This is a genomic window from Halomonas sp. Y3, assembly GCF_024137965.1.
Taxonomy (GTDB): domain Bacteria; phylum Pseudomonadota; class Gammaproteobacteria; order Pseudomonadales; family Halomonadaceae; genus Halomonas; species Halomonas mongoliensis.
Genome location: NZ_CP099975.1, coordinates 1,082,247 through 1,103,845 on the forward strand (window position 1 = coordinate 1,082,247; position 21,599 = coordinate 1,103,845).

The following is a 21,599-nucleotide window of genomic DNA, read 5'->3' on the forward strand; positions in this document are numbered from 1 at the left end:
AGACCCCACAGCTACTCACTTTGCATCGGAAATGAGGCTCCCTCGCTTTCTTCCGCCTGATGACGTTGTTGCTCTGGCGTCCATAGCGTCTTGAGGTAATTAATTACGGAGCGGATCTCGGCAGGGGTGAGCACGTCCTCGAAGGCCGGCATGGTCAGTCGTTCGGTCTCGTTCCAGGGGTCGCGCCACCCTTCGGAGACCATCCGATACAGCATGGCATCGGAGTGCTTCCAGGTATGCCCTTCTGGCCCATGTGGTGGGGCCGGCAACTCACCCATCGCATTGGGTCGCTGCCAGTTCGGCATCCCCTCGCCATCGATGCCGTGGCAGCTGGCACAATGCTGCTGGTAAATCTGCTCCCCCTCTATCGGCTGAGAGGCATCGTGCGAAAGAGGGGCATCATCCGCCATGGCCTGCCCGGCAGTACTTAACAGCAGCCAGGTTGTGACGAGGACCCCGCGGTTACGCATCGGGAATCGCCCTCCAGTTCCGGCCTTGGTCATTACTGCGCACGAGTTCCCCCACGCGATCCAAACCATAGAGGGTACCTTCTGGCGCCAGAGTGATCGCGACGAGTTCAGGAGCGTCGCCTTCTATCCGTAGCCACGCCTTGCCACCATTGTCGCTGACCCACAGGCCTCGATCCGTGGCCACATAGACACGTTCGGGCTCGTCGAACTCGTAGGCCACATCGTAGACGGTATCGGCATCGAGCTCTCCGGTCGGTCGCCAGCCGCAAAAGCAATCCATCGACAGGCGCACCGCATCGTCAGACACCGCATAGAGCCAACCGGTCTGCATGCTGCCCTCCATATCGGAGTGGACGAGCCGGCGAACAGGTTGGACAGGGCCGCTATCCTTCTTCCGCCATGATTCGCCGGCATCGTCACTTTGGTAGATGCCGTCGTCAGCGATCTTGGCGTAGAGCGTCTCGACTTGATGTCGGTGGGCACTGAAAGCGATGACGTTCCGGCTGGGCAGGCCCTCATCGACCCGGTACCAGCTGTCGCCATTGTCGTCGCTACGCTGCACTCCAATCGATGGGCCGGCGATATAAAGCGTCTGCTCAGCGGCAGCCGGCGCCACCACCAACTGCCCGGTCCTTACGGCCTCGGGCAACGGGATGGCCTGCCAGGAGTCGCCACCGTTCGTGCTTTCAAACAGCTGGCTGGAATTCACCTTGAGCAGACGAGCTCCGGTCAGGTCATACTCCAGCGCCGGCAAGACATCTTCGGCCGCTGCGGCCACGGAGGCGATGCCAAGGCCGATGATGGCCCCGCTCGTGATTGATAGGGTATGCCAGAAGCGACTCATCATTTTTTTCATATCACTATTTCCCTGGATAACGGTTAGCCGATGGCACCTAAGGCGGGAAAGGTGCGCAATAGCCAATACGAGAGCTCGGTCAGTTTTCCGGTCATCATCAAGATGCCCATCAGGATCATGATCAGTCCTGCCGCCAGGTGCATGGCTCGGCCCCAGCGGCGCAAGAATTTCTGGTGGTGCAAGAAGCGATCGAGCGAAACGGCGCTCAGCAGGAAGGGCACCCCCAGGCCTAGCGAATAAATGCCGAGTAACGCCATGCCGCTCGAAGCATTGGCCGTCGAGGCGCTGACGGTCAGGATGGCGCCCAGGATCGGGCCAATACAGGGGGTCCAGCCGAAGGCGAACGCCACGCCCAGCAGATACGCCGCACTACGCCCGCCACCCTCTGCCTTGAGCCGGCCGATAAAGCGCCACTCTCGCTGTAGCCCATGCAGCGGGATGAGGCCGGTCATGAAGGCACCAAACAGGATGACGATGATACCGCCGACCAGATTGGCTTCCTGGCGATAGGCCAGCAGCAAGCGACCGATGGCCGTGGCACTGGCGCCCAGCATCAGGAAGACCGTAGAGAACCCCAGCACGAACCATATCGACTGGGTCAACACCCGGAACCGTTCGCGCCGGTCCGCTTCCTGTAGCTGCCCCAGCGAGCGGCCGGCGACGAAGGAGAGGTACCCGGGTACGAGCGGCAAGACACAGGGCGACGCGAATGAGATCAGGCCTGCCAGAAACGCCGTGATCAGGCCGATGTTGGCGACTTCCCACATCCCTCCTTATCCCCCTCCTTATCCCGCGGCTAGGCTTGAAGCTTGGACAGGGGGTGCTCTGATGATGACACCTGCTGGTCAGCTTCGTGGGGAATAGCGGCTTCCGCTTGCTTGGGCGCTGCCGGATAGGCTTCTACCTCGGCTTGTATTTCAGAGGATTCCGCCTTGGCCTGTACGTTGGAGACTTCGCCCTGGTCGGTCGCTTTCCCTTTCTTGTCCTGGCATTTCATCATGCACAGCCCCAGCCCACACATGATGAGGCAGGGCAGTAGGCTCACCAGCAGGGGGGCGATACCCAACAGGACCAGTTGCTCCCAGCCCATGGCCAGGCCAGCGAGAACTCCCAAGGCAGTAGGTAGCCCAGAGCAACGTCGAGGTCAATAGCCCTTCCCTCCCCAGAATCGGTATGCCAAAAGCAAGCCTAGGAACCTACCGTTCCATGCGGCAAGGTGGGGCTATAAACGCAACGCCAATGGTCATGTAGAGCGCTATAGATCCTGGATCAGCCACGACCGAATACCCAGTGTCACGAGACCGACAAGACTCGCCTTGTCGTTGTCATAGTCTGCGCAGCGCGATTTCTGCGTAGATCCCCTTGTAATCAGTATCATGCGTTTTATCCGGCTCCGGCCTGGGATTCAGGGCTACTATTCGATCGCTGGGATCATTCAGCAGGCCGCGAAGCTGTTCATAATCGAAGCTCCAGCCCTCGGCCTTGCGCTGGTTGAGGCGTGTGACGGTCTCTACCAACGTGGACATGCTGTGCCCCTCTCCCTCCAGAGGCGAGAATGCCTGAATCAGCGGTTGCCCTTCATACCAGCCGATCTTGATGGGCTGGTTGACGATTTGGACCTGGGTGCCGGCGGGCACGCGGTCGAAAATCGACTCGATGTCCCCAGGGAACATGCGAATACAGCCACGGCTGGCACGCATGCCGATACCATCCGGCTGGTTGGTGCCATGGATCAAGTAGCCATCGAATCCAAGGATAATGGCATGGTCTCCCAGCGGATTGTCCGGGCCTGGGGGCACTACACTGGGTGCCTCTTCACCGCGTGCCCTGGCTTCACGCTGCACCGACTCGGGGGGATACCAGGCGGGGTTCTTGATATTCATGGTGGTCTTGGTCACCCCGAGGGGGGTATCGAAGCCCTCGCGACCGATGCCGATAGGATAGGTCTCGACACGTGGTGTCTCGTCGTCATCCACCTCGGGATAGTAATATAGGCGCAGCTCGGCGATGTTGATGACGATGCCAGTGCGCTCTCCGGCGGGCAGGATGAAGCGCCCGGGTATGGTCACCTCGGTACCCTCGCCGGGAATCCAGATGCTCACGTCCGGGTTGGCGCGCACGATCTCCCTGTACCCCAGGTTGTGTCGCCTGGCGATATCGAGCAGGGTATCTTCTCGATCCTCCACCGTTATGCGGTAGGTGTCGCCGATCACATTGCCTTCCTCAGGCAATGGATAGTGGCCGCGGGGCCACTCGTTCTCCTCCTGGGCCTGAGCAACGCCGATGAGCGCGAGCCAGCCTGCCAGCACTCCCACCAGTGTGCGTGTTCGGAGTTGCCACAACGAAGCTTCCCCCGCCGTACCTGAGTGAGGTTTCGACAACGCCATCATCCTCTCCCTTTTCGGCTGGACCCTTATCATCCAGACCGATGTGTGTTGAATCGCCATCCAAGCAGCACCAGTAAGGCGGCCAACAGCCAGGTCGGCCAGCTACCGGTTCGGGTGAACGGCGTGTTTCCCACCATGGGCATCACCTCGCCGCGAAGGCTCGTCGCCTGGAACTGTGGTGCGCGGGCCGTGACGCGGCCCTGAGGATCGACGATGGCGGTCACGCCGTTGCTGGTGGCGCGGATCAGGTACCGGCCGTTCTCCAGGGCGCGAAGGCGGGCCATCTGCAGATGCTGCAGGGGGCCGATGGAACGGCCGAACCAGGTGTCGTTGGAGACCGTCAGCAGTAGCTCAGCATCGCGCGCCTGCTCGGCGACCCGGTCGGCATAGATGATCTCGTAGCAGATGGCGTTGCCGATGGTGGTCCCGGCGGCGTGGATCGGCCCCTGAGCCTCGGGCCCGGGCGTCATGGTTGGCATGGGCAGGTCGAAGAAGGCAATGGTACCGGCGAGCAGACGATCAAGCGGCAAGTATTCGCCGAAGGGCACCAGGCGCGCCTTACGATACTGGCCCTCGGCGTTCCCCAGGCCGATCACGCTGTTGTAGTAGTCGCCTCCGTCGCGCTGCAGAATGCCGGTGAGCAGGGCGGTGTCGGGCGCGAGATTGGACTGCACCCGCTCGAGGATCGGTCGCGCCTCTTGCTCGAACATCGGCAGGGCCGCCTCGGGCCAGACAACCAGGTCGAGGTCGCCGGACTGGGCAAGGGTCAACACCGTGTAGATACTGGCCGCCTCGCGCTGGCCCTCGGGCGTCCATTTGATCGCCTGATCCAGGTTGCCCTGCAGCAAGGCGACCCGCAGCGGCTCGCCGGCCGGGGAGGTCCACTGGGCCGGCAGGGCCAGGGGAGTCAACCAAAGAGCGGCGATGGGCACTATGGCCCACCAGCGTCGGCGCAGAAACTCCACGCCCAGGGTGCCGGTCAGCGCAGTGATCAGCGATAGCAGGTAGACCCCACCGACCGGAGCCCAGGCCGCCAATGGCGAGTCTACCTGGGAGGTGCCCAGCAGCAGCCAGGGAAACCCGGTAAACAGCCAGGTGCGCAGCCATTCGCTCAGCACCCAGACGCCGGCGAAGCTGAGGAAGGCCAGCCGCCGGCCCGTTATGCGACGATAGAACCAGAAGGGCACGGCAAAGAACAGCGCCAGGCCGGCCACGAACAGACCGGTGAGGAAGAGCGCTAGGGGCGCCCCGGTATAGCCATAGTCGTGGATCGCGACGAAGACCCAGGAGGTCCCCGAGCCGAACAGGCCTACCCCATAGCACCAGCCGCGAAGGGCGGCCTGAGAGGGTGTCAGAGCATGGATGCCGACATAGACGAGGGCCACCGCTATCGGGCCCAGCCACCACAGCGCGAAGGGCGCGGCGCTCAGGGTGGTCAGCCCTCCGGCGACCAGGGCCAGCAAACAGCCGAGAGCCGGCGTGACCCGTCCGGCAAGCGTCTTGTGCGGGACTGACAGGTTGTCTGCAACCATGCCGTCACTCAGACAATCTGGAGGAGGGACGCTCACGCAAGGTCGTAATGGCGAAGGCCACTACGCCCAGGAACAGAGCGATATCCGCCAGGTTGAAGGCGGGCCAATGCCATTCACGCCAGTAAACGTCCAGGTAGTCCACCACATACCCTCGTGCCAGGCGGTCGATGCCATTACCCAACGCGCCACCCAGCATCAAGCTGTACCCCAGCGCCTCCAGACGGGGCCTGGGCCGGCACAACAGGATGGTCAGAACGATAGCCACCATCCCCGTCAGGCCCAGGAAAAGATAGCGCTGCCAGCCACCCGCATCGGCGAGGAAGCTGAAGGCTGCCCCCGTGTTCCACCAGTGACCCCAGTTGAAGAATGGGGTCAGCGGGACGGTCTGGCCATACGGCATCAGCGCCTGCACCAGCCACTTGATGACTTGGTCGGCCAGGCCGACCAGGCCCGCCAGGGCCAACCAGTACGGGCCCTGACGCGCCATCGCTATCCGTTTCGTTCTCATGACGTGGCTTCCTGGTAGCGCGGGCTTGCCGAGCCACTCGTGGCGGTGACGGGCGAGAAGCGATAGCCCAGCAGCCGCATGGCGTTCAGGGTCACCAACACGGTGGCGCCGGTATCCGCCATCACCGCGATCCACATGCCGGTAATGCCCAATGCCGTGGTCACCAGGAAGATGGCCTTCAGACCCAGCGCCAGGGCGACGTTGGTCTTGACGTTGCGCAGCGTGGCCCGAGACAGGTCAATCAGCTCGGCGATGCCGGTGACGCGGTTCTTGAGCAGGGCCGCATCCGCCGTTTCCAGTGCCACGTCGGTGCCGCCCCCCATGGCGATGCCGACATCGGCTGCTGCCAGCGCCGGGGCATCGTTGATCCCGTCACCCACCTTCCCTACAGGCCCCCGGCCGGCGGCCTGCCACGCCTGCACGCGCCGGGCCTTGTCCTCGGGCATCAGCTCGCCATACGCCTCGATGCCGAGAGAGCCACCGATGGCAGCGGCGGTACGTGCATTGTCACCGCTGAGCATCACCGCCTGCACGCCCAGGCGTGACAGCGCCGTCAGCCCCTCCTGGGCGTCCTCACGCGGCTCATCGCGTACTGCGATCAGCCCCAGCGGACGCTCGCTCTCGACCAGCAGGGCGAGACTCTTGCCGGCGTGTTCCAACTCGGCGATCCGGGCGCTCAGATCGTCATCGAGTGCAGCCTGCTCTGTCAGTTGCCGGGGGGAGACCAAGCTCAGCTCACGCCCCTCGACCTGACCAGCGACGCCACGTCCCGAAAGGGCTCGGTTGCCGTTCGTCTGGGGGATGGAAAGGCCCAGCTGCTGTGCATGCGAGAAGATGGCGGTGGCGATGGGATGACTGGAGTCACGTTCCAGCGCGGCGGCCAGCCTCAGGATCTCCTGCGCGCCCTGGCCGGTGGCCCAATCCTCCACGTCGGTGACCTTGGGGGTACCGGCGGTGAGGGTGCCGGTCTTGTCCAGCGCCACCGTTCGGAGCTTACCCAGCTGTTCGAGCACCGCGCCGCCCTTGATCAGCAGCCCACGGCGGGCGCCCGCCGAGAGGCCGGCAGCGATCGCCGCGGGGGTCGAGATCACCAGGGCACAAGGACAGGCGATCAACAGCAGGGCCAGGGCGCGATAGACCGATTCCGACCAGGCCATGGTCGAGACCAGCGGCGGCACCACCGCCATCAGCAGGGCGAGCCCCACCACCGCCGGCATGTAGTAGAAAGCGAAGCGATCGATGAAGCGGGCCACCGGTGCCTTGGCGGCCTGGGCCTCCTCCACCAGGCGGATGACCCGGGCGATGGTGTTGTCCTCGGCACCGCGGGTTACCTCCACTTCCAGGGCGGCATCGAGGTTGACCGTGCCGGCGAAGATGTCGTCACCCGGGGCACGCGAGCGGGGCACGGACTCCCCATTGATCGGTGACTCATCCACATCGGACTCGCCGGTCAGGATACGCCCATCGCAGGGGACGCGGTCGCCCGGTCGCACCAGGACTCGCTGCCCGGGCGTAAGCGTGGCGGCCGAGACCTCCCGGATTTCCCCATCCTCCATCAGCCTCGCCGTGGACGGGGTGAGGTCCGCGAGGGCCGAAATGCTGCGTCGCGCCCTTGAGGCGGCCACCCCCTCCAGCAATTCGCCCACGGCGAACAGGAAGACCACCACCGCCGCCTCGGCGGCGGCATCGATGGCCAGGGCGCCCAGGGCGGCGATGCTCATCAGCATCTCGATGGTGAAGGGGTTGCGCATCTTCAGCGCGCCCCAGGCACTCTGTGCGATGGGCACCAGCCCCACCAGGGTGGCGGCGACGAAGGGCCAGTTGCCCAGGGCCGGCCAGGTCAGGCGGAGAACGAAGGCCAGAGTCAGCAGGCCCCCGGTGACGATTACCAGGCGTCCCTTGGCGGTCTGCCACCAAGAGGCTGGGGAGGCATCCGACTTACCTCCCTCATCCTCGCCGGCAAGGCGGTAACCGAGCTCGTTAAGGGTCCGCTCGATCGCCTCATGAGAGGACCTCGTGCTCTGCTGAGGGTGAATCGTCACCGATCCGGTGACCGAGCTGGCCGACACCTCCTCGATGCCCTCCAGGCGGCCCAGCGCAGCTTCGACCTTGCGCTCGCACCCACCACAGTCCATGCCTTCCACCCGTAGCGTCGAGGCTGTGGCCGTGGCTATGGGTGCTGAATTCTTCATGGTGACACTCCTGGCGATGCGTTATCCTTTGCAGTATAAACCTTATAGCAACTATAGATTCAAGCCATACGGGAGGAACATCAGGATGCCGGAGATTAGCCCTGCCATCGGCATCGGCGAGCTGGCACGGCGCGCCGGCTGCAAGCCTGAAACGGTGCGCTACTATGAGCGCATCGGGTTGGTGGGCGATGCGTCGCGCACCGTGGGTGGGCAGCGACGCTACGGCGAGGAGGCTGTCAGGCGGTTGACCTTCATTCGCCATGCCCGGGACTTCGGCTTCTCGGTGGATGCGGTGCGTGAACTGCTGGCCATGTCAGACCAACCCGACATGCCGTGTCAGGAGGTCGACGCCATTGCCAAGCACCACCTGGAGGAGATCGAGGCGCGGCTGCAGCGGCTCTCCGCTCTGCGTGACGAGCTCAGACGGATGGTGAGCCAGTGTGCCGGGGGGAAGGTCGAAAGCTGCCGGATCATTGAAGTGTTGGGCGATCATCAGCTTTGTATCAGCGACCAGGCCCACGGAGGCGCTCACGATCTGGGGTAGGCGCCTGGACGGGTCGGCATGCTAGCCCAGCGAGACATCCAGGAACAGCATGAGTACCAATCCCACCGAGAGCCCCAGCGTCGCCTTGTTCTGGTGGCCGCTTCGGTGGGTCTCGGGAATGATCTCATGGCTGATGACATAGAGCATGGCGCCGGCGGCGAAGGCCAGCCCCCAGGGGAGCAGCACTTGCGACATGCTGACGACTCCCGCTCCCAGCAGGCCACCTAACGGCTCGACCAGCCCGGTGAGGGAGGCAATGGTCCAGGATCGCCAGCGTGAATACCCCTCACCCAGCAATGCCACTGCCACCGCCAGGCCTTCCGGCGCATTCTGCAGGCCGATACCGATAGCAAGGGGAAGTCCCCCTTCGCTTCCCCCTGCTCCGAAGGCCACACCCACCGCCAGACCCTCTGGCAGGTTGTGGATCGTGATGGCGAAGATGAATAACCAGATTCGGCGCAGCGATGCAGCCTCCGGCCCTTCACGCCCCTGTTCGAAATGTTCGTGGGGGAGTCGCTCATTCAGCAGGGCGACCAGTCCGATCCCCATCAGTATCGACGCGCAGGCAATGGCGGCAGGCAAGACGCTACCGCCATAGCGCAGTCCAGAGGCTTCCAGGGAGGGAATGATCAGTGAAAAGAAGGACGCCGCCAGCATGACACCGGCGGCGAATCCGAGTGCCAGGTCGCGAACGGCACGATCGGGCGCCTTGCTGATCAGGACAGGTAGCGCTCCGATGGCGGTCATCGAACCGGCGGCAAGACTACCCAGGAACCCCAGTGTGACCGGAGAGACACCTTCCATAGACCCTTCCCTTCTGGAGGATTGGTACTGCAGGGAATGTTGTGTCACACGACAATAGCCATTACATGGCCACCGATGCGTGTCATACAACAAGCCTGCCTGTCGGCCTATCGATTATCCAAGGCGACCAGACCGGACGTACCGATGGCTTTTTGCAGACGACCACGAGCCTCGAAGAGCACGCTTCGATAATCCTGGGGTGCCGGTGACTCCCCCAGAATGATGCGCTGCCCCTCCTCCAGAGGATCGACAGGTCGGTCACCCACTCTCACTTCGTAGTGCAGGTTGGGACCCGTGGTGAGTCCGGAGGCCCCGACTTCCCCCAGCGTGTCGCCGGCATTGATGACGTCCCCGACCGACAGACCGGAGGCGAAGCGGCTGAGATGCGTATAGCGGCTGAGGGTGCCCATCTCGTGCTCTACCTCCACGACACGACCATAACCTCCACGGCGACCGATGAAGGAGACCCGCCCCGGCGCCGTCGCCATGACCGGGGTGCCGCGAGGCGCGGCAAGGTCGACGCCGTCATGACGACGTACCCCCCCGTATACGGGATGGCGTCGATTGCCGAAGGCGGACGTCAGGCGTGCGCCGACCACCGGGAACCGCTTCGTCTCCACAAGGCTACCGTCCTTGTAGAGCATCACGGTGGCTCTCTGGTCCGCTGGCCATACCATCTCCAGTCGTGCCGACTGGTCAGCCAACCCCATATAGGTCAGACGGGGAGGCCCAACTCGCGTGCCATCCTCTCGGCGATCCTCTTCCCACAGTAACTGCAGGCGCTCCGCGCCCGAAATATCTCGGGCTGTGTCCATGAGTCCGCCTAACAGCACCTCGAGGTCCACGGCGAAACGCGTGGGTATCCCCTCTGCCGCCAAGGCGGCATAGAGTGACGTTTCGACGTCCACTTCACGGCCCAGAGTCAGGGTGTCGAGACGAGGCGGGACAATCCGCGTCGACGGCCGCTCCCCAAGCGTGACGACGTATTGAATACCCGAATCACGCTCGATGGTCACCGACACCGGCTGTCCGGTCGTCAGAGAGGTGAAAGTGAGACGGTCTCCAGGCCGCAAGCGTCTCGGGTCGAACCTCTCCGCCAGCGATTTCGACGCTTGGGTGCGCGTGTCGGAATCCGCGCCAAGCTGCTGCAGCAATGCATTCAGGGTATCCCCTGGTGCCACGGTTAGCTCTTGGGCGACGCGCTCGGGCGGCTGAACAGCCGAGGGTGATGATCCCTCCTGCGGGATAGCTTGTGCCCTGGCCGATGTCGGCTCGCTCGGTGATAGCGAGGCATTGTCTTGCCAATGGGCTTCGGCCAGCAGAGGGCCCAGCCCCATCAACCCTACCAGCATCCAGCGTCGCGTCATGACGCATCGTCCTCGCCAGAGGCCTCGGTCACCTCACGATTGACGGCGTCGACCAGCTCCTGCATGCCGAAGGGGTCCACCAGCTCGCCATTGACGAAAAAGGTCGGCGTCTGGCGGATCTGATTGGCCTTGACGTCAGCCTTGTCCTGGTCGAAGACCGCTTGTACCTCGGGTGAATCAAGTTGTTCCTCTGCTGCAGCTCTATCTAGACCGGCCTGGCTGGCGATATCCAGAATAGCAGCTTCATCGAAGCTGCCATGAGCCGCCCACTGGCTCTGGCGGGCCAGCAACGCCTCCAGCACCGGCTGGAAGACGTCCTGGTGCCTGGCGACTTCCAGCACGCGAATGGCGGTTTCGGACACTTCTCCGTGGAAGGGCGTGTAGCGCACCACCAGCCGCACCTGGTCGGGGTACTCTTCCAGGATGCGCTTGGTCAGCGGGTAGAAGGCACGGCAGGCCTCACAGGCCGGGTCGAAGAACTCCACGATGGTCACCGGTGCTTCTTCCGGCCCCAGAATAGGCGAGTGTGAGCGCACCAGAGAGTTTTCGACCTGAGCTCCATCCTGGTTGGCCGCCTCGGCGCCCATGCCCAACAGCGAGGGTCTCGATACGATCACGATGATGGCGATCAGCATCAACGCACCGGCCAGGATAAAAGTCGCTTTTTTGTACATTTACTTCTCCAATTCAAATGGTTAAGCGAAAAGCACGACGAGAGGACTGCTGAGTGGATCTCAACCGCTGATGGGTGCCCAAGTCGGCGAATAGTGGCGTGTTATCCATGCCCATAAAGATTGGCTCCCTGATGCGCATGATCAATATGCTCGAATTCCAAGCTGGAGTGGCCAATGTCAAAGCGTGCTTTGATATCCGCCTTGATCGCCTCGAGCTGCTGCCAGCCTTCTTCCGTCGTCACCACGTGGCAGTCAAGTGCGGCGGTATTCTCCTGCATTTGCCATAGGTGAACATGATGCACATCCTCAACCCCTTCGACGCTACGCAGGGCATCAATGACTGATTGACCATCGACATCGGGTGGCGAGCTCAGCATCAGTGTCCGGATGGGGCCACCTATCTCCGTAAAGGCAAGATAGAGAATATAGAGTGCAATACTGATCGTAATCGCGGGGTCTACCCAGCGCATGTCGTATAGCAGAATCAGCGAGCCGCCAATGATCACAGCGATGGACGCAAACGCATCAGACAGGTTGTGCAGGAAGAGAGCCCGAATGTTGACGCTATGTTTTTGCATCGACCAGGTGAGCAAGGCCGTTAGCGCATCGACAAGAAGAGCGACAATGCCGATGATGACGACTATCCAGCCCTGAATCTCTGGCGGGTCGATCATGCGCATCACGCCTTCATAAATTAGATAAAACCCAACGAGAATGAGGGTCGTGTAGTTGATCAGCGCTGCGACAATCTCGATTCGCCCATAGCCGAACGTCATCTGAGAGTCTGGCGGCCGTCTCGCGATCTTGCGGGCAGCAAATGCAATGATAAGGGCAGCCATGTCGGAAAGTTATGCAGCGCATCCGCGATCAGCGCGAGGCTTCCCGCCAGGATACCCCCAACGATCTGAGCAACAGTCAATATCCCGTTGGCCCAGATGGCGATGCTCATCCGACGGTCACCAGAGGTGGGGTCAAGATGGGGATGATCGTGATGATGTCCCATGCGTCATCCTAGTGTCACCTGATGACCCAGCAGTATAAAACCTATAGCAACTCAAGATTCAAGCCCGAATTCTAATGAAGACCGAGCCGGGGCTAGGCGTATGGAACTTTGCGTAGTGGGCGCCGTACCAAACACGGTTACCATGTTCCATGCCCCGGAAGGAGCCCATTTTGATACCCAAGCCGCACTCGCACGCCTGGCTGATGAGCCTAGCTTTACTATTGATGGTGACGCCAGCCCTCGCCGAGCCACGACTGCCAGACTTCACGGAGCTGGTCGACAAGGCCGCGCCGGCCGTCGTCAACATCTCGACCTCCCGGGAAGTCGAGATGTCCATGACGTCCTCTCGGCAGTTTGGGGGGCAGGAGATACCGGAGGTCTTCCGTGAGTTCAATGGTGACTGACCGCGACTGAGCAAGATCACTGTTTCCCTACCTGACCATGGTGGAGTGGCTCAATCTCTGCGCTCAGACTTTCCCCAAGGACGTGACGCAGTTGTCCTGCTGTGCCGGGTGAACGGCCAGGACAGGATACTCTATTGAATATCACTACTTGCACAAGTCAGGAAACAGACTTGATCGAGCTTCCAGCCAGGTTTGCTTTTCTACGGATAAGGCCAGGGTACGCGTCGGCGCAATCCCCACGCTGACCGGAATGTGCGTGAAGCGCCGTACCTTGGTGAACAGCTCCTGGGCGTGACGGTGCATCTGCTCCGGGGCAAAGCCGTCGAAGCGCACGAACATCTCGTCGATGGAGTAGGGCTCCACCCCGGCAGAGAACTCCTCTAGCACCTGCTGCACCCGGGAGGACATATCCCCGTAGAGCTCATAGTTCGACGACAGCAGCGCTATGCGCCGCTGACGGAGCAGCGGCTGCAGCTCGAAGGCCGGCGTGCCCATGGCCACGCCCAGCGCCTTGAGCTCGTTGGAGCGGGCGATCACGCAGCCATCGTTGTTGGAGAGCACGCCCACGGGCACGCCCTCAAGCCGCGGCTGGAAGGCCCGCTCGCAGCTGACGTAGAAGTTATTGCAGTCGATCAGTCCGATCATGGGCCCGGCCCCGGCTAGACGGCGTACTCGTGAACCACCGCGCGTACCACGCCCCAGGCCTGGCACTCCAGGTCCGCGGCGGGGATGGGGCGGTAGGCGGGGTTCGCCGAGGTGAAGTAGGGGCGGTTGCCGATCAGCTCGTAGCGTTTCACCACCAGCTCCCCCTCCACCGTGGCGACCAGGATGTGCCCGGGGCGCGGCTCGATGGCGCTATCCACCACCAGCAGATCGCCCTCCGCGATGCCCAGCGCCTCCATGCTGTCGCCGGTGACGGTCATGAAGAAGGTCGAAGAGGGGCGCTTCACCAGCCGCTCGTTGAGATCCAGGGTGCGCCCCTCGTAGTCCTGGGCCGGGCTCGGAAAGCCCGACAGCCCGGCCCGCGTCAGGGGTAGAGGGAAGGGCAAGGGCTGCGCCGGCGGCGCCGGCTCGGCGGGGATGAGCTTGGCGTGTGGCATGGTGGGCTCCTTTCGATACCTGATATTCATACAGTATCGACCAGGAGGCCCGGCCTGCCAAGCCCATGCGCTACGAAGTGTGCCGCCGGCGGCCCGCTGTCACGCCAGCTGCCGCCACAGTGCGGCTGCCAGTACCCCGCCGGCGATGGCCGGCAGGGGTTTCCTGAGCGTCAGCATGATCACGGCGGTGGTGAGAAGGGCCAGGCGCGCGGCGTTGTCGCCGGTCACCGCCAGGGGAGCGAGCAGGGCCACCAGCACCGAGCCGGACATGGCGTGGATGAATTGCCGCACCCGGTAGCCGATGGGCACGAAGGACATCACGAAGACGCCGCCCCAGCGGGTCGCCAGGGTCACCGCGCCCATGGCCAAGATGATGAGCAGGGCTCCCAGGCCGCCGGTCTCGAGGCTCATTCGCGCTTCCCCCACACCAGGCCCACCAGGCCGCCGGCAAGGGCGCCCACCACCACATGGCTGTTCTCCGGCAGGTGGTAGAAGGCGACCAGCGAGGCGCCGGCGGCCACCGCCCAGATCAGCAGCATGCGCAGGTTCTTCTCGCCGCCCACCACCATGGCGAGCAGAAAGCAGCCCATCACCATGTCGAGCCCCAGGCTGGCGGGGTCCTGCACGGCACCGCCCACGTGCAGGCCCAGCCAGGTGCCGAGCACCCAGAAGCCCCACAGGGCAATGCCGCCGCCCAGCAGCAGGCCCAGCCCCGGCTGGCCGCGGCCGAAGGCCTGCATGGCCATGGCCCAGTTGGCGTCGGAAGCGACCACCATGATGCCGTAGCGCCGGGCCGGCGAGAGCGGCTCCAGCCAGGGGTAGAGGGTAGCGCCCATCAGCAGGTGGCGAGCATTGATGGCAAAGACCGTCACCAGCAGGGTGAAGACGGGAATCTGCGGTCCCCAGAGCTCGAGGGCGGCGAACTGGGAGGCACCGGCGAAGACCAGGGTGCTCATCAGCACGATCTCCAGGCCGCCAAGCCCCACCTGAGCCGCCGCCAGCCCGAAGGCGATGCCGAACACGATCACGAACAGCGATAGCGGCAGCAGCGTCTTGAACCCCTCCCATACCAGCGCCCGGTCCAGGCGGTATGGGCTCGTTTCCCTGGTCGTCATGTCATGCTCCCTTGTGCCCGATCGTTCGGCGCTGCCGATACAGTGAATCCGCCAGTTCGCCATGCCCTGCGGAGGGAATCAAGTCTGCCCTGGGCAGGTGGGCGGTGCTCAGGGGGCCATCGGCGCGCAAGACGCTAGTCGCTTGTCCCGCCGCTTCCGAATCGGGCCCGGTGCTGGCTGGGTGAAAGGCCCGTGTGCTTGATGAACATCTTGCGAAAGGCGCTGGTGTCCTCGTAGCCCACCGTCAGGGCGACCTGTTCCACGCTGTCACGGCGGTTTTCCAGCAGCTCCCTGGCGCGCTGCAGGCGAAGCTGCTGGAGGTATTCGCCGGGGCCGAACCCGGTGGCCTGTCGGAAGCGGCGCATCAGGGTACGTTCGCCGAGGCCCGCGGTGGCGGCCATCTCGGCGGTGGTCTGGCGGCGGGTGAAATGTGCGTGCAGGTGGTGCTGGAGCCGCAGGATCGCGCGGTCGCCGTGGGCCATCTCGGGAGTAAAGGCGCGGTAGTAGCGCTGCTGGCGCTCGCCGGTGTCGATGACCAGGAAGCGGCCCAGCGACTGCACCACGGAGGGCGGCACGTGGCGTGCAACCAGGTGCAGTCCGAGGTCCATCCAGGCCATGACGCCGCCTGCCGTCACCAGATCGGCCTCCGGCACCAGCAGCGCGTCGGTATCCAGGGCGAGGTGAGGGTAGTGGGCCCGAAACTGTGCTTCGAGCTGCCAGTGGGTGGTGGCCCGGCGTCCCTCGAGCAGGCCGGCCTGGGCGAGAAGGAAGGCGCCCGCGCAGACGGAGCAGACCACCGTGCCGGCGGCGTGCCACTCACGCAGCGTCCGGCAGAGTTGGGGCTGGGCGCTCAGGTAGGCGTCACCCTCCAGGATCGGCGGCACGATGGCGATCTCGGGTCGCACGGTGGGCGTGCTGTCCGTCGGCAGCAGCTCCACGGCGAAGCTCACCCCGGGCGTTGACTGCAGCTCCTGCAGGATGCGGTTGGCGGTACCGAACAGGTCCTGCAGCCCATAGAGAGCCGATTGGGCGCTGCCCGGCAGGGTCGGGATCGCGATCCGGATGCGGCGGGGCCGCGTGTCATTTCTTGCCTGCATTGTGTCACTCCTGCCACCCGACCCCATGGCCGGGGCCTGCCATGATGCAGTCTCCATTCCCTGAGGAGAACTCCCCATGAGCCAGACCGCCCTGATGATCGTGGACCTGCAGAACGACTACTTCCCCGCCGGCAAGTGGCCGCTGGTGGGCATCGAGCAGGCTGTCGACAATGCCGCCGGCGTGCTCGCCCACTTCCGCGAGCGGTCGCTGCCCATCGTGCATATCCGCCACGAGTTCCCCTCCGAGGAGGCGCCCTTCTTCGTGCCGGGGAGCGAGGGAGCGCGCATCCATGCCTCCATGGCGCCGCAGGAGTCCGGAAGCGAAGCCGTGATCCTCAAGAACAGCGTCAACGCCTTCCTGGGCACCTCGCTGCATGAGCACCTGCAGGAGCAGGGCATCGAGCAGCTGGTGGTCGTCGGTGCCATGAGTCATATGTGCATTGATGCCGCCACCCGGGCCGCTTCCGACCTGGGCTATTCGGTCACGGTGCTGCAGGACGCCTGCGCGACCCACGACCAGGAGTTCAACGGCCAGACGGTGCCGGCCGCCCAGGTGCACGCGGCCTTCATGGCCGGGCTCGGCTTCGCCTATGCCGAGGTCACCGATACCGCCGCCTGGATCGATCGGCACAGGTAATGTCGTTGGGGAAAAGCCGTAGATACCCCACGATACTGGATGCTGTTCGCGGCGCTGCGCCGCTCACGGCACCAGCCACTGCCCCGCCCAGCCGTCGGCGCGCTCGAAGCGGGCGCGCCGATGGTGGGCGCGACCCAGGTGCAGGGCGTCGATGGCGCTGACGGTGAGGCGCAGCCGCGCGAACGCGGCCGGGTCGGGCGTCTTGGTATAGGCCAGCGCTTCGGGGATCGGCCGGCCCGGCGTGGCGGTGCTGCTATAGGCATAGCGAGAGGGCTCGGGCACGCTTGCCCAGACGTCGGCGACTCCGGGTCCCGTCTCGATGGCGACCTCGGCCTCGATGCGGATCTGCAGGTGGGCCGCGGCGTCCCAGACGTGCAGCGCCGCCAGGGGGTTGGCCCTGAGCTCGGCCACCTTGGCCGAGTGCCGGTCGGTGTAGAGCGACAGGGTGCCGGCTGCGGCATCGGCGCCGCGCAGCACCACGGTCCGCGCCTGGGGCCGGCCGGTGGCGTCCACGGTGGCGAGGGTAGGGTGGCGCGCCGGGGCGCGCCGGTCGTGCACGCCGCGGGTGAGCCGGGTCCAGATCTGGGCGTGCAGCGAGTCTATCTCGGCGGCCCAGGGGTGGGGGTCAGTCGTCATGGCGCTCTCCGCCGGTGTTCTTCTGTGCGTGGGCGATCTGCTGCATCTCGTCGGCGGCGCGCTGCAGCACTCCGGCCATCTGTGCCATGGGGCCGAGCCGGGCATCGGTGTAGATCATGCCCAGGCGGCTGTCGGGGCTGTCCGGGTCGAGGTGCCGGCGAAACTGTCGCGCCTCGACCGCCTCCTCTTCCAGCTCGGCCGCCATGCGGCCCAGGGCGCGCACCAGCGCCTGCGCCTGAGCCACGCTTTCCCGGGTCGCGTCGGCGCGCTCCCGCCAGGCGATGCGCACGGTTTCGGCGTGCGTGCCGGTGGGCGGCAGCGGCGGCAGCGCTTCGGCCAGCGAGCCTCGCAGCGCCTCGAGCCCCGCGGCGGACTCCCTGAGCTGCATGATGTCCTCCGGCTGCAGGCCGTGGCGCCCCAGCGACCGGGCGATTGCCGTCAGGCTGTGGTGAAAGATCTCCAGCTTCTGCAGGGCGTCAAGCACGGCGTCGGCTTCGATGGAGACGGTCTTCGTCGCACTCACATGACCTCCGATGGTCTTCTGTTATTCTGCTGGTGACTGCTCTTCCACCCAGGAGCCGAGATGCCGATCTACACCAATATCGAAGACCTCAAGCGCCACTACGCGCGGCGCACGCCCAGGATGTTCTACGACTACGCGGAGTCCGGCAGCTGGACCGAGCAGACCTTCCGTGAAAATACCAGCGACTTCCAGCACATTCACCTGAAGCAGCGCGTGGCGGTCGATATGTCCGGACGCACCACGCAGAGCCGGATGATCGGCGAAGAGGTGGCCATGCCGGTGGCGCTGGCGCCGGTGGGGCTGACCGGCATGCAGTCCGCCGACGGCGAGATCAAGGCGGCCCGAGCCGCCGAGGCCTTCGGGGTGCCCTTCACGCTCTCCACCATGTCGATCTGCTCGATCGAGGATGTGGCCGAGCACACCACCCGGCCCTTCTGGTTCCAGGTCTATACGCTCAAGGATGACGACTTCATGCGTCGCCTGATCGAGCGTGCCCGGGCGGCCGGCTGCTCGGCGATCGTGGTCACGGTGGATCTTCAGGTGCTCGGCCAGCGCCACAAGGACATCAAGAACGGCCTCTCGGCGCCGCCCAAGCTGACGCCGCGATCGATCGCCAACCTGGCCACTAAGATCCCCTGGGGGCTGGAGATGCTGCGCACCAAGCGTCGCTCCTTCGGCAACATCGTCGGCCATGCCAGGGGCGTCACCGACCCGTCGTCACTCTCGGCCTGGACGGCCGAGGCGTTCGATGTCTCCCTGGACTGGAAGCGCATCGCGCAGTTCAAGGAGTGGTGGGGCGGCAAGCTGATCATCAAGGGCATCATGACGCCCGAGGATGCGCGGCACGCCGTGGAGGTCGGCGCCGATGCCATCGTCGTCTCCAACCACGGCGGCCGCCAGCTCGACGGCGCCGTGAGCTCCATTCGCATGCTGCCGTCGATCATGGACGCCGTGGGTGGTGAGGTGGAGGTGCATCTCGACTCCGGCATCCGCTCCGGCCAGGACGTGCTCAAGGCGCTGGCCCTGGGGGCCCAGGGTACCTACATCGGCCGGGCCTTCACCTATGGGCTTGGGGCGGCGGGCGAGGCGGGCGTGACCCGGGCGCTGGAGATCATCCACAAGGAGCTCGATGTCAGCATGGCGCTGTGCGGCGAAACCGACGTGACGCAGCTGGGGGCGCATAACCTCTATGTCCCCCGGGGCTTCGGCGACCCCACCGTCAGGCTCTGACGGCCGGCCGCCCATCCGCTCGGCGCAGACGCAGACGCCGACGCCGACGCCGACGTTGGCGTTGCGCCGGCGCAGCTACATGCCGAGCAGGGTGGGCACCAGCAGCACCCCCACGATATTGCCCGAAGGGATCCGGAAGGCGGCGTCGATGCCGATCAGGCGTTCCTTAACAATCGTCAGGTGCTGCATCGCACTGTGGGGTCTCACCTGTAAAGCAGAAGTTTTGTGATCCACTATGAATTAAATTGATGTTGGGCATGAAATTCTTAAGCTTTACTCATGATTATCTGGGCTTGATACTCTCTTCCATTGACTTGGATTCATGTCTCAGTAATCAGGATGGTGTATCCCGATGGAAAGCGATTTTACATTTTCTGTTAAGAGTATTCGTTTCGATGAGAATTATCGGCCTTCGGATAATACTCGTATCACTACCAACTTTGCCAACCTGGCTAGAGGCACGAAGCGCGAAGAGAATTTGCACAACACCTTGAGGATGATTGACAATCGCTTCAATGCTTTGGCGGATTGGGACAACCCTTGGGGAGACCGCTATGCCGTCGAGCTTGATATCATTTCTGTTGAGTTGGCCATGGGTGCTGCCTCGAAGAGTGGTGCCCTTCCTATTATCGAGATCTTGAAGACGAATATCATTGATAAGAAGAGCAATGAGAGGATTGAGGGCATTGCAGGGAACAACTTTTCCTCTTATGTGCGAGACTACGACTTCAGTCTGCTGCTGCAGGAGCACAATAAGCATCAGGAGGCATTCAGCGTTCCGGAAGATTTCGGCGTTTTACATGGTAAGCTGTTCCAGGCCTTCGTGAATTCTGATACCTACAAGGAGTACTTCAAGAAGCCCCCTGTCATCTGTATCAGTGTGTCGAGCACCAAGACCTATCACCGGACAGAAAACCATCATCCCGTGCTGGGCGTCGAGTACCTGCAGGAAGAGCGCTCACTGACTGATGAATATTTCAATAAGATGGGGATGAAGGTCCGCTACTTCATGCCTCCGGGTAGCGTGGCGCCTTTGGCCTTCTATTTTCAGGGTGACCTGCTGGTTGACTACACCAACCTTGAACTTATCAGCACCATCAGCACCATGGATACTTTTCAGAAAATATATCGCCCGGAAATCTACAATGCCAACTCGGTGGCGGGGAAATGCTACCAGCCAAGCCTGGAGAGGCAGGACTACTCGGTGACCAAGGTCGATTATGACCGGGAGGAGCGTAGTCGGCTGGCGACCGAGCAGGGCAAGTTCGTTGAAGAGAACTTCATCAAGCCCTACCGCGCTGTTCTTGAGAAGTGGTCGGCTAACTATGCCCTTTGACTGCGACTGCGCCCTTTGACTCTGCCCTTTGACTGCGCCCTTTGATTCATCCATCAGCGAGATTTTCCATCATGGCAACATTGCTACCCACCTCGACCGCCGGCAGTCTCCCCAAGCCGTCCTGGCTTGCACAGCCGGAGGTGCTGTGGTCGCCCTGGAAGCTGCAGGGTGAGGAGCTGACGGAAGGCAAGCAGGACGCCCTGCGTCTGGCCTTGCATGAACAGCAGCACGCGGGCATCGACATCGTCAGCGACGGCGAGCAGTCGCGCCAACATTTTGTCACGACCTTTATCGAACACCTCAATGGGGTCGACTTCGAGAAGCGCGAAACCGTCAGGATTCGCGACCGCTACGACGCCAGCGTTCCCTCGGTCGTCGGTGAGGTGTCTCGCCAGAAGCCGGTGTTCGTTGATGACGCCAGATTCCTGCGTGAGCAAACCACGCAACCCATCAAGTGGGCGCTGCCTGGCCCCATGACCATGATCGACACCCTGTATGATGGTCACTATAAAAGCCGGGAAAAGCTCGCCTGGGAGTTTGCCAAGATTCTCAACCAGGAGGCGCGAGAGCTGGAGGAGGCCGGGGTTGATATCATCCAGTTCGATGAGCCAGCCTTTAACGTGTTCTTCGATGAGGTGAATGACTGGGGGATCGCCACCCTGGAGAAGGCGATCGAGGGGCTGAAGTGCGAGACGGCCGTGCATATTTGCTACGGCTATGGCATCAAGGCAAATACGGACTGGAAAAGCACGCTCGGCACGGAATGGCGTCAGTACGAAGAAGTCTTTCCCAAGCTGCAACAGTCCAATATCGATATCGTCTCGCTGGAGTGTCACAACTCTCGCGTTCCCATGGAGCTCATTGAGCTTATCCGGGACAAGAAGGTCATGGTGGGAGCGATCGATGTCGCCACCCATGCCATCGAAACGCCGGAAGAGGTGGCCAACACCCTGCGCAAGGCACTTCAGTTTGTCGACGCCGAGAATTTGTATCCTTGCACGAACTGCGGCATGGCGCCTTTGCCTCGCCAGGTGGCCAGGGCCAAGCTGGAGGCATTGAGCGCCGGGGCAGAAATGGTGCGAAGGGAGCTCGCAAGATCAGCCTCCCCAAGGCTGGCGCCTAGCCTATAAGGTGTTCTGGTGTCAGGCATGCCGCGCCGACCAGCGACCGCGGCATGGCTAAGT

At 63.3% G+C, this 21,599-nt stretch carries 24 protein-coding genes and 1 pseudogene; 6 read left to right on the plus strand and 19 right to left on the minus strand.

Features of this window, described 5'->3' with window-relative positions:
- Positions 1–11: 11 nt before the first annotated feature.
- The 8 genes from NHL60_RS05160 to NHL60_RS05195 all read right to left on the minus strand — a co-directional run bounded on the left by NHL60_RS05160 (position 12) and on the right by NHL60_RS05195 (position 7,945).
- Positions 12–470, minus strand: coding sequence for a cytochrome c (locus NHL60_RS05160; RefSeq protein WP_176342808.1), 459 nt, complete (start codon positions 468–470; stop codon positions 12–14).
- A complete protein-coding gene (locus NHL60_RS05165; protein WP_086509365.1) occupies positions 463–1,326 on the minus strand; it encodes a YCF48-related protein in 864 nt (287 codons plus the stop codon). Before NHL60_RS05165 ends, NHL60_RS05160 begins: the two co-directional genes overlap by 8 nt.
- 23 nt (positions 1,327–1,349) lie before the next feature.
- On the minus strand, positions 1,350–2,093 hold the full coding sequence (locus NHL60_RS05170; RefSeq protein ID WP_086509366.1) for a cytochrome c biogenesis CcdA family protein: 744 nt from the start codon (positions 2,091–2,093) through the stop codon (positions 1,350–1,352).
- 29 nt (positions 2,094–2,122) lie between these two features.
- Positions 2,123–2,416, minus strand: coding sequence for a hypothetical protein (locus tag NHL60_RS05175; protein ID WP_086509367.1), 294 nt, complete (start codon positions 2,414–2,416; stop codon positions 2,123–2,125).
- Positions 2,417–2,651: 235 nt separating this feature from the next.
- Positions 2,652–3,713: a L,D-transpeptidase family protein gene (locus NHL60_RS05180; RefSeq protein ID WP_086509368.1), complete on the minus strand. Its 1,062-nt coding sequence runs from the start codon at positions 3,711–3,713 to the stop codon at positions 2,652–2,654.
- Between the two features lie 29 nt (positions 3,714–3,742).
- Positions 3,743–5,245, minus strand: a complete 1,503-nt coding sequence (gene lnt, locus NHL60_RS05185; RefSeq protein ID WP_086509369.1) for an apolipoprotein N-acyltransferase — start codon at positions 5,243–5,245, stop codon at positions 3,743–3,745.
- A 4-nt stretch (positions 5,246–5,249) separates the two neighbouring features.
- Complete coding sequence (gene lspA, locus NHL60_RS05190; RefSeq protein WP_086509370.1) at positions 5,250–5,753, minus strand: signal peptidase II; 504 nt, start codon at positions 5,751–5,753, stop codon at positions 5,250–5,252.
- On the minus strand, positions 5,750–7,945 hold the full coding sequence (locus NHL60_RS05195) for a heavy metal translocating P-type ATPase (RefSeq protein ID WP_086509371.1): 2,196 nt from the start codon (positions 7,943–7,945) through the stop codon (positions 5,750–5,752). Before NHL60_RS05195 ends, lspA begins: the two co-directional genes overlap by 4 nt.
- 85 nt (positions 7,946–8,030) lie before the next feature.
- Between NHL60_RS05195 and NHL60_RS05200 the strand changes: the two genes are divergently transcribed.
- On the plus strand, positions 8,031–8,489 hold the full coding sequence (locus tag NHL60_RS05200; RefSeq protein ID WP_086509372.1) for a helix-turn-helix domain-containing protein: 459 nt from the start codon (positions 8,031–8,033) through the stop codon (positions 8,487–8,489).
- Between the two features lie 21 nt (positions 8,490–8,510).
- On the opposite strand, the gene NHL60_RS05205 is transcribed toward NHL60_RS05200, so the two are convergent.
- From NHL60_RS05205 to NHL60_RS05220, 4 genes and pseudogenes are all read right to left on the minus strand, one after another.
- The gene (locus NHL60_RS05205) at positions 8,511–9,293 is read right to left on the minus strand and encodes a ZIP family metal transporter (RefSeq protein WP_086509373.1); all 783 of its coding nucleotides are present in this window, start codon (positions 9,291–9,293) and stop codon (positions 8,511–8,513) included.
- Positions 9,294–9,400: 107 nt separating this feature from the next.
- Positions 9,401–10,660 (minus strand): M23 family metallopeptidase, encoded by a 1,260-nt coding sequence (locus tag NHL60_RS05210; RefSeq protein ID WP_200825301.1) that lies wholly within the window; start codon positions 10,658–10,660, stop codon positions 9,401–9,403.
- Positions 10,657–11,334, minus strand: a complete 678-nt coding sequence (locus tag NHL60_RS05215) for a thioredoxin domain-containing protein (protein WP_086509374.1) — start codon at positions 11,332–11,334, stop codon at positions 10,657–10,659. Before NHL60_RS05215 ends, NHL60_RS05210 begins: the two co-directional genes overlap by 4 nt.
- Positions 11,335–11,435: 101 nt before the next feature.
- Positions 11,436–12,337, minus strand: a pseudogene (locus NHL60_RS05220) (cation diffusion facilitator family transporter).
- 170 nt (positions 12,338–12,507) lie between these two features.
- Between NHL60_RS05220 and NHL60_RS05230 the strand changes: the two are divergent.
- Positions 12,508–12,741 carry a S1C family serine protease gene (locus NHL60_RS05230; protein WP_086509375.1) on the plus strand — a complete coding sequence of 78 codons (234 nt, stop codon included), beginning with the start codon at positions 12,508–12,510 and terminating at the stop codon, positions 12,739–12,741.
- Positions 12,742–12,885: 144 nt separating this feature from the next.
- Here the strand turns inward: NHL60_RS05230 and NHL60_RS05235 are convergent, their stop codons facing one another.
- The 5 genes from NHL60_RS05235 to NHL60_RS05255 form a co-directional block, all read right to left on the minus strand.
- Positions 12,886–13,386: a hypothetical protein gene (locus tag NHL60_RS05235; RefSeq protein WP_367399345.1), complete on the minus strand. Its 501-nt coding sequence runs from the start codon at positions 13,384–13,386 to the stop codon at positions 12,886–12,888.
- A 14-nt stretch (positions 13,387–13,400) separates the two neighbouring features.
- On the minus strand, positions 13,401–13,841 hold the full coding sequence (locus NHL60_RS05240) for a LexA family transcriptional regulator (protein ID WP_253449785.1): 441 nt from the start codon (positions 13,839–13,841) through the stop codon (positions 13,401–13,403).
- A 99-nt stretch (positions 13,842–13,940) separates the two neighbouring features.
- Positions 13,941–14,252 (minus strand): AzlD family protein, encoded by a 312-nt coding sequence (locus NHL60_RS05245; protein ID WP_253449788.1) that lies wholly within the window; start codon positions 14,250–14,252, stop codon positions 13,941–13,943.
- Complete coding sequence (locus NHL60_RS05250; RefSeq protein WP_253449791.1) at positions 14,249–14,956, minus strand: AzlC family ABC transporter permease; 708 nt, start codon at positions 14,954–14,956, stop codon at positions 14,249–14,251. Before NHL60_RS05250 ends, NHL60_RS05245 begins: the two co-directional genes overlap by 4 nt.
- Positions 14,957–15,090: 134 nt before the next feature.
- A complete protein-coding gene (locus tag NHL60_RS05255; protein WP_253449794.1) occupies positions 15,091–16,053 on the minus strand; it encodes a GlxA family transcriptional regulator in 963 nt (320 codons plus the stop codon).
- 76 nt (positions 16,054–16,129) lie between these two features.
- Between NHL60_RS05255 and NHL60_RS05260 the strand changes: the two genes are divergently transcribed.
- On the plus strand, positions 16,130–16,690 hold the full coding sequence (locus NHL60_RS05260; protein WP_253449797.1) for a cysteine hydrolase family protein: 561 nt from the start codon (positions 16,130–16,132) through the stop codon (positions 16,688–16,690).
- A 63-nt stretch (positions 16,691–16,753) separates the two neighbouring features.
- Here NHL60_RS05260 and NHL60_RS05265 read toward each other — a convergent pair whose 3' ends face one another.
- Together NHL60_RS05265 and NHL60_RS05270 are read right to left on the minus strand one after the other, a co-directional pair.
- Positions 16,754–17,326, minus strand: a complete 573-nt coding sequence (locus tag NHL60_RS05265; protein ID WP_253449800.1) for a pyridoxamine 5'-phosphate oxidase family protein — start codon at positions 17,324–17,326, stop codon at positions 16,754–16,756.
- Positions 17,316–17,849 carry a hypothetical protein gene (locus NHL60_RS05270; RefSeq protein WP_253449803.1) on the minus strand — a complete coding sequence of 178 codons (534 nt, stop codon included), beginning with the start codon at positions 17,847–17,849 and terminating at the stop codon, positions 17,316–17,318. Before NHL60_RS05270 ends, NHL60_RS05265 begins: the two co-directional genes overlap by 11 nt.
- A gap of 60 nt (positions 17,850–17,909) precedes the next feature.
- Here NHL60_RS05270 and NHL60_RS05275 point away from each other — a divergent pair, with 60 nt between their 5' ends.
- The 3 genes from NHL60_RS05275 to NHL60_RS05285 all read left to right on the plus strand — a co-directional run bounded on the left by NHL60_RS05275 (position 17,910) and on the right by NHL60_RS05285 (position 21,545).
- Positions 17,910–19,079, plus strand: coding sequence for an alpha-hydroxy acid oxidase (locus NHL60_RS05275; RefSeq protein ID WP_253449806.1), 1,170 nt, complete (start codon positions 17,910–17,912; stop codon positions 19,077–19,079).
- A 352-nt stretch (positions 19,080–19,431) separates the two neighbouring features.
- Positions 19,432–20,415 carry a DUF1852 domain-containing protein gene (locus NHL60_RS05280; protein ID WP_253449809.1) on the plus strand — a complete coding sequence of 328 codons (984 nt, stop codon included), beginning with the start codon at positions 19,432–19,434 and terminating at the stop codon, positions 20,413–20,415.
- A 71-nt stretch (positions 20,416–20,486) separates the two neighbouring features.
- Positions 20,487–21,545 carry a methionine synthase gene (locus NHL60_RS05285; RefSeq protein WP_253449812.1) on the plus strand — a complete coding sequence of 353 codons (1,059 nt, stop codon included), beginning with the start codon at positions 20,487–20,489 and terminating at the stop codon, positions 21,543–21,545.
- Positions 21,546–21,599: the final 54 nt, after the last annotated feature.

Coding starts and splice junctions, on each gene's coding strand:
- NHL60_RS05175 (WP_086509367.1), bottom strand. CDS start 2,416: ATGGGCTGGGAGCAACTGGTCCTGTTGGGTATCGCCCCCCTGCTGGTG.
- NHL60_RS05170 (WP_086509366.1), bottom strand. CDS start 2,093: ATGTGGGAAGTCGCCAACATCGGCCTGATCACGGCGTTTCTGGCAGGC.
- NHL60_RS05165 (WP_086509365.1), bottom strand. CDS start 1,326: ATGAAAAAAATGATGAGTCGCTTCTGGCATACCCTATCAATCACGAGC.
- lspA (WP_086509370.1), bottom strand. CDS start 5,753: ATGAGAACGAAACGGATAGCGATGGCGCGTCAGGGCCCGTACTGGTTG.
- NHL60_RS05255 (WP_253449794.1), bottom strand. CDS start 16,053: ATGCAGGCAAGAAATGACACGCGGCCCCGCCGCATCCGGATCGCGATC.
- NHL60_RS05235 (WP_367399345.1), bottom strand. CDS start 13,386: ATGATCGGACTGATCGACTGCAATAACTTCTACGTCAGCTGCGAGCGG.
- NHL60_RS05215 (WP_086509374.1), bottom strand. CDS start 11,334: ATGTACAAAAAAGCGACTTTTATCCTGGCCGGTGCGTTGATGCTGATC.
- NHL60_RS05195 (WP_086509371.1), bottom strand. CDS start 7,945: ATGAAGAATTCAGCACCCATAGCCACGGCCACAGCCTCGACGCTACGG.
- NHL60_RS05210 (WP_200825301.1), bottom strand. CDS start 10,660: ATGACGCGACGCTGGATGCTGGTAGGGTTGATGGGGCTGGGCCCTCTG.
- NHL60_RS05275 (WP_253449806.1), top strand. CDS start 17,910: ATGCCGATCTACACCAATATCGAAGACCTCAAGCGCCACTACGCGCGG.
- lnt (WP_086509369.1), bottom strand. CDS start 5,245: ATGGTTGCAGACAACCTGTCAGTCCCGCACAAGACGCTTGCCGGACGG.
- NHL60_RS05260 (WP_253449797.1), top strand. CDS start 16,130: ATGAGCCAGACCGCCCTGATGATCGTGGACCTGCAGAACGACTACTTC.
- NHL60_RS05265 (WP_253449800.1), bottom strand. CDS start 17,326: ATGACGACTGACCCCCACCCCTGGGCCGCCGAGATAGACTCGCTGCAC.
- NHL60_RS05245 (WP_253449788.1), bottom strand. CDS start 14,252: ATGAGCCTCGAGACCGGCGGCCTGGGAGCCCTGCTCATCATCTTGGCC.
- NHL60_RS05240 (WP_253449785.1), bottom strand. CDS start 13,841: ATGCCACACGCCAAGCTCATCCCCGCCGAGCCGGCGCCGCCGGCGCAG.
- NHL60_RS05200 (WP_086509372.1), top strand. CDS start 8,031: ATGCCGGAGATTAGCCCTGCCATCGGCATCGGCGAGCTGGCACGGCGC.
- NHL60_RS05160 (WP_176342808.1), bottom strand. CDS start 470: ATGCGTAACCGCGGGGTCCTCGTCACAACCTGGCTGCTGTTAAGTACT.
- NHL60_RS05280 (WP_253449809.1), top strand. CDS start 19,432: ATGGAAAGCGATTTTACATTTTCTGTTAAGAGTATTCGTTTCGATGAG.
- NHL60_RS05250 (WP_253449791.1), bottom strand. CDS start 14,956: ATGACGACCAGGGAAACGAGCCCATACCGCCTGGACCGGGCGCTGGTA.
- NHL60_RS05180 (WP_086509368.1), bottom strand. CDS start 3,713: ATGGCGTTGTCGAAACCTCACTCAGGTACGGCGGGGGAAGCTTCGTTG.
- NHL60_RS05205 (WP_086509373.1), bottom strand. CDS start 9,293: ATGGAAGGTGTCTCTCCGGTCACACTGGGGTTCCTGGGTAGTCTTGCC.
- NHL60_RS05285 (WP_253449812.1), top strand. CDS start 20,487: ATGGCAACATTGCTACCCACCTCGACCGCCGGCAGTCTCCCCAAGCCG.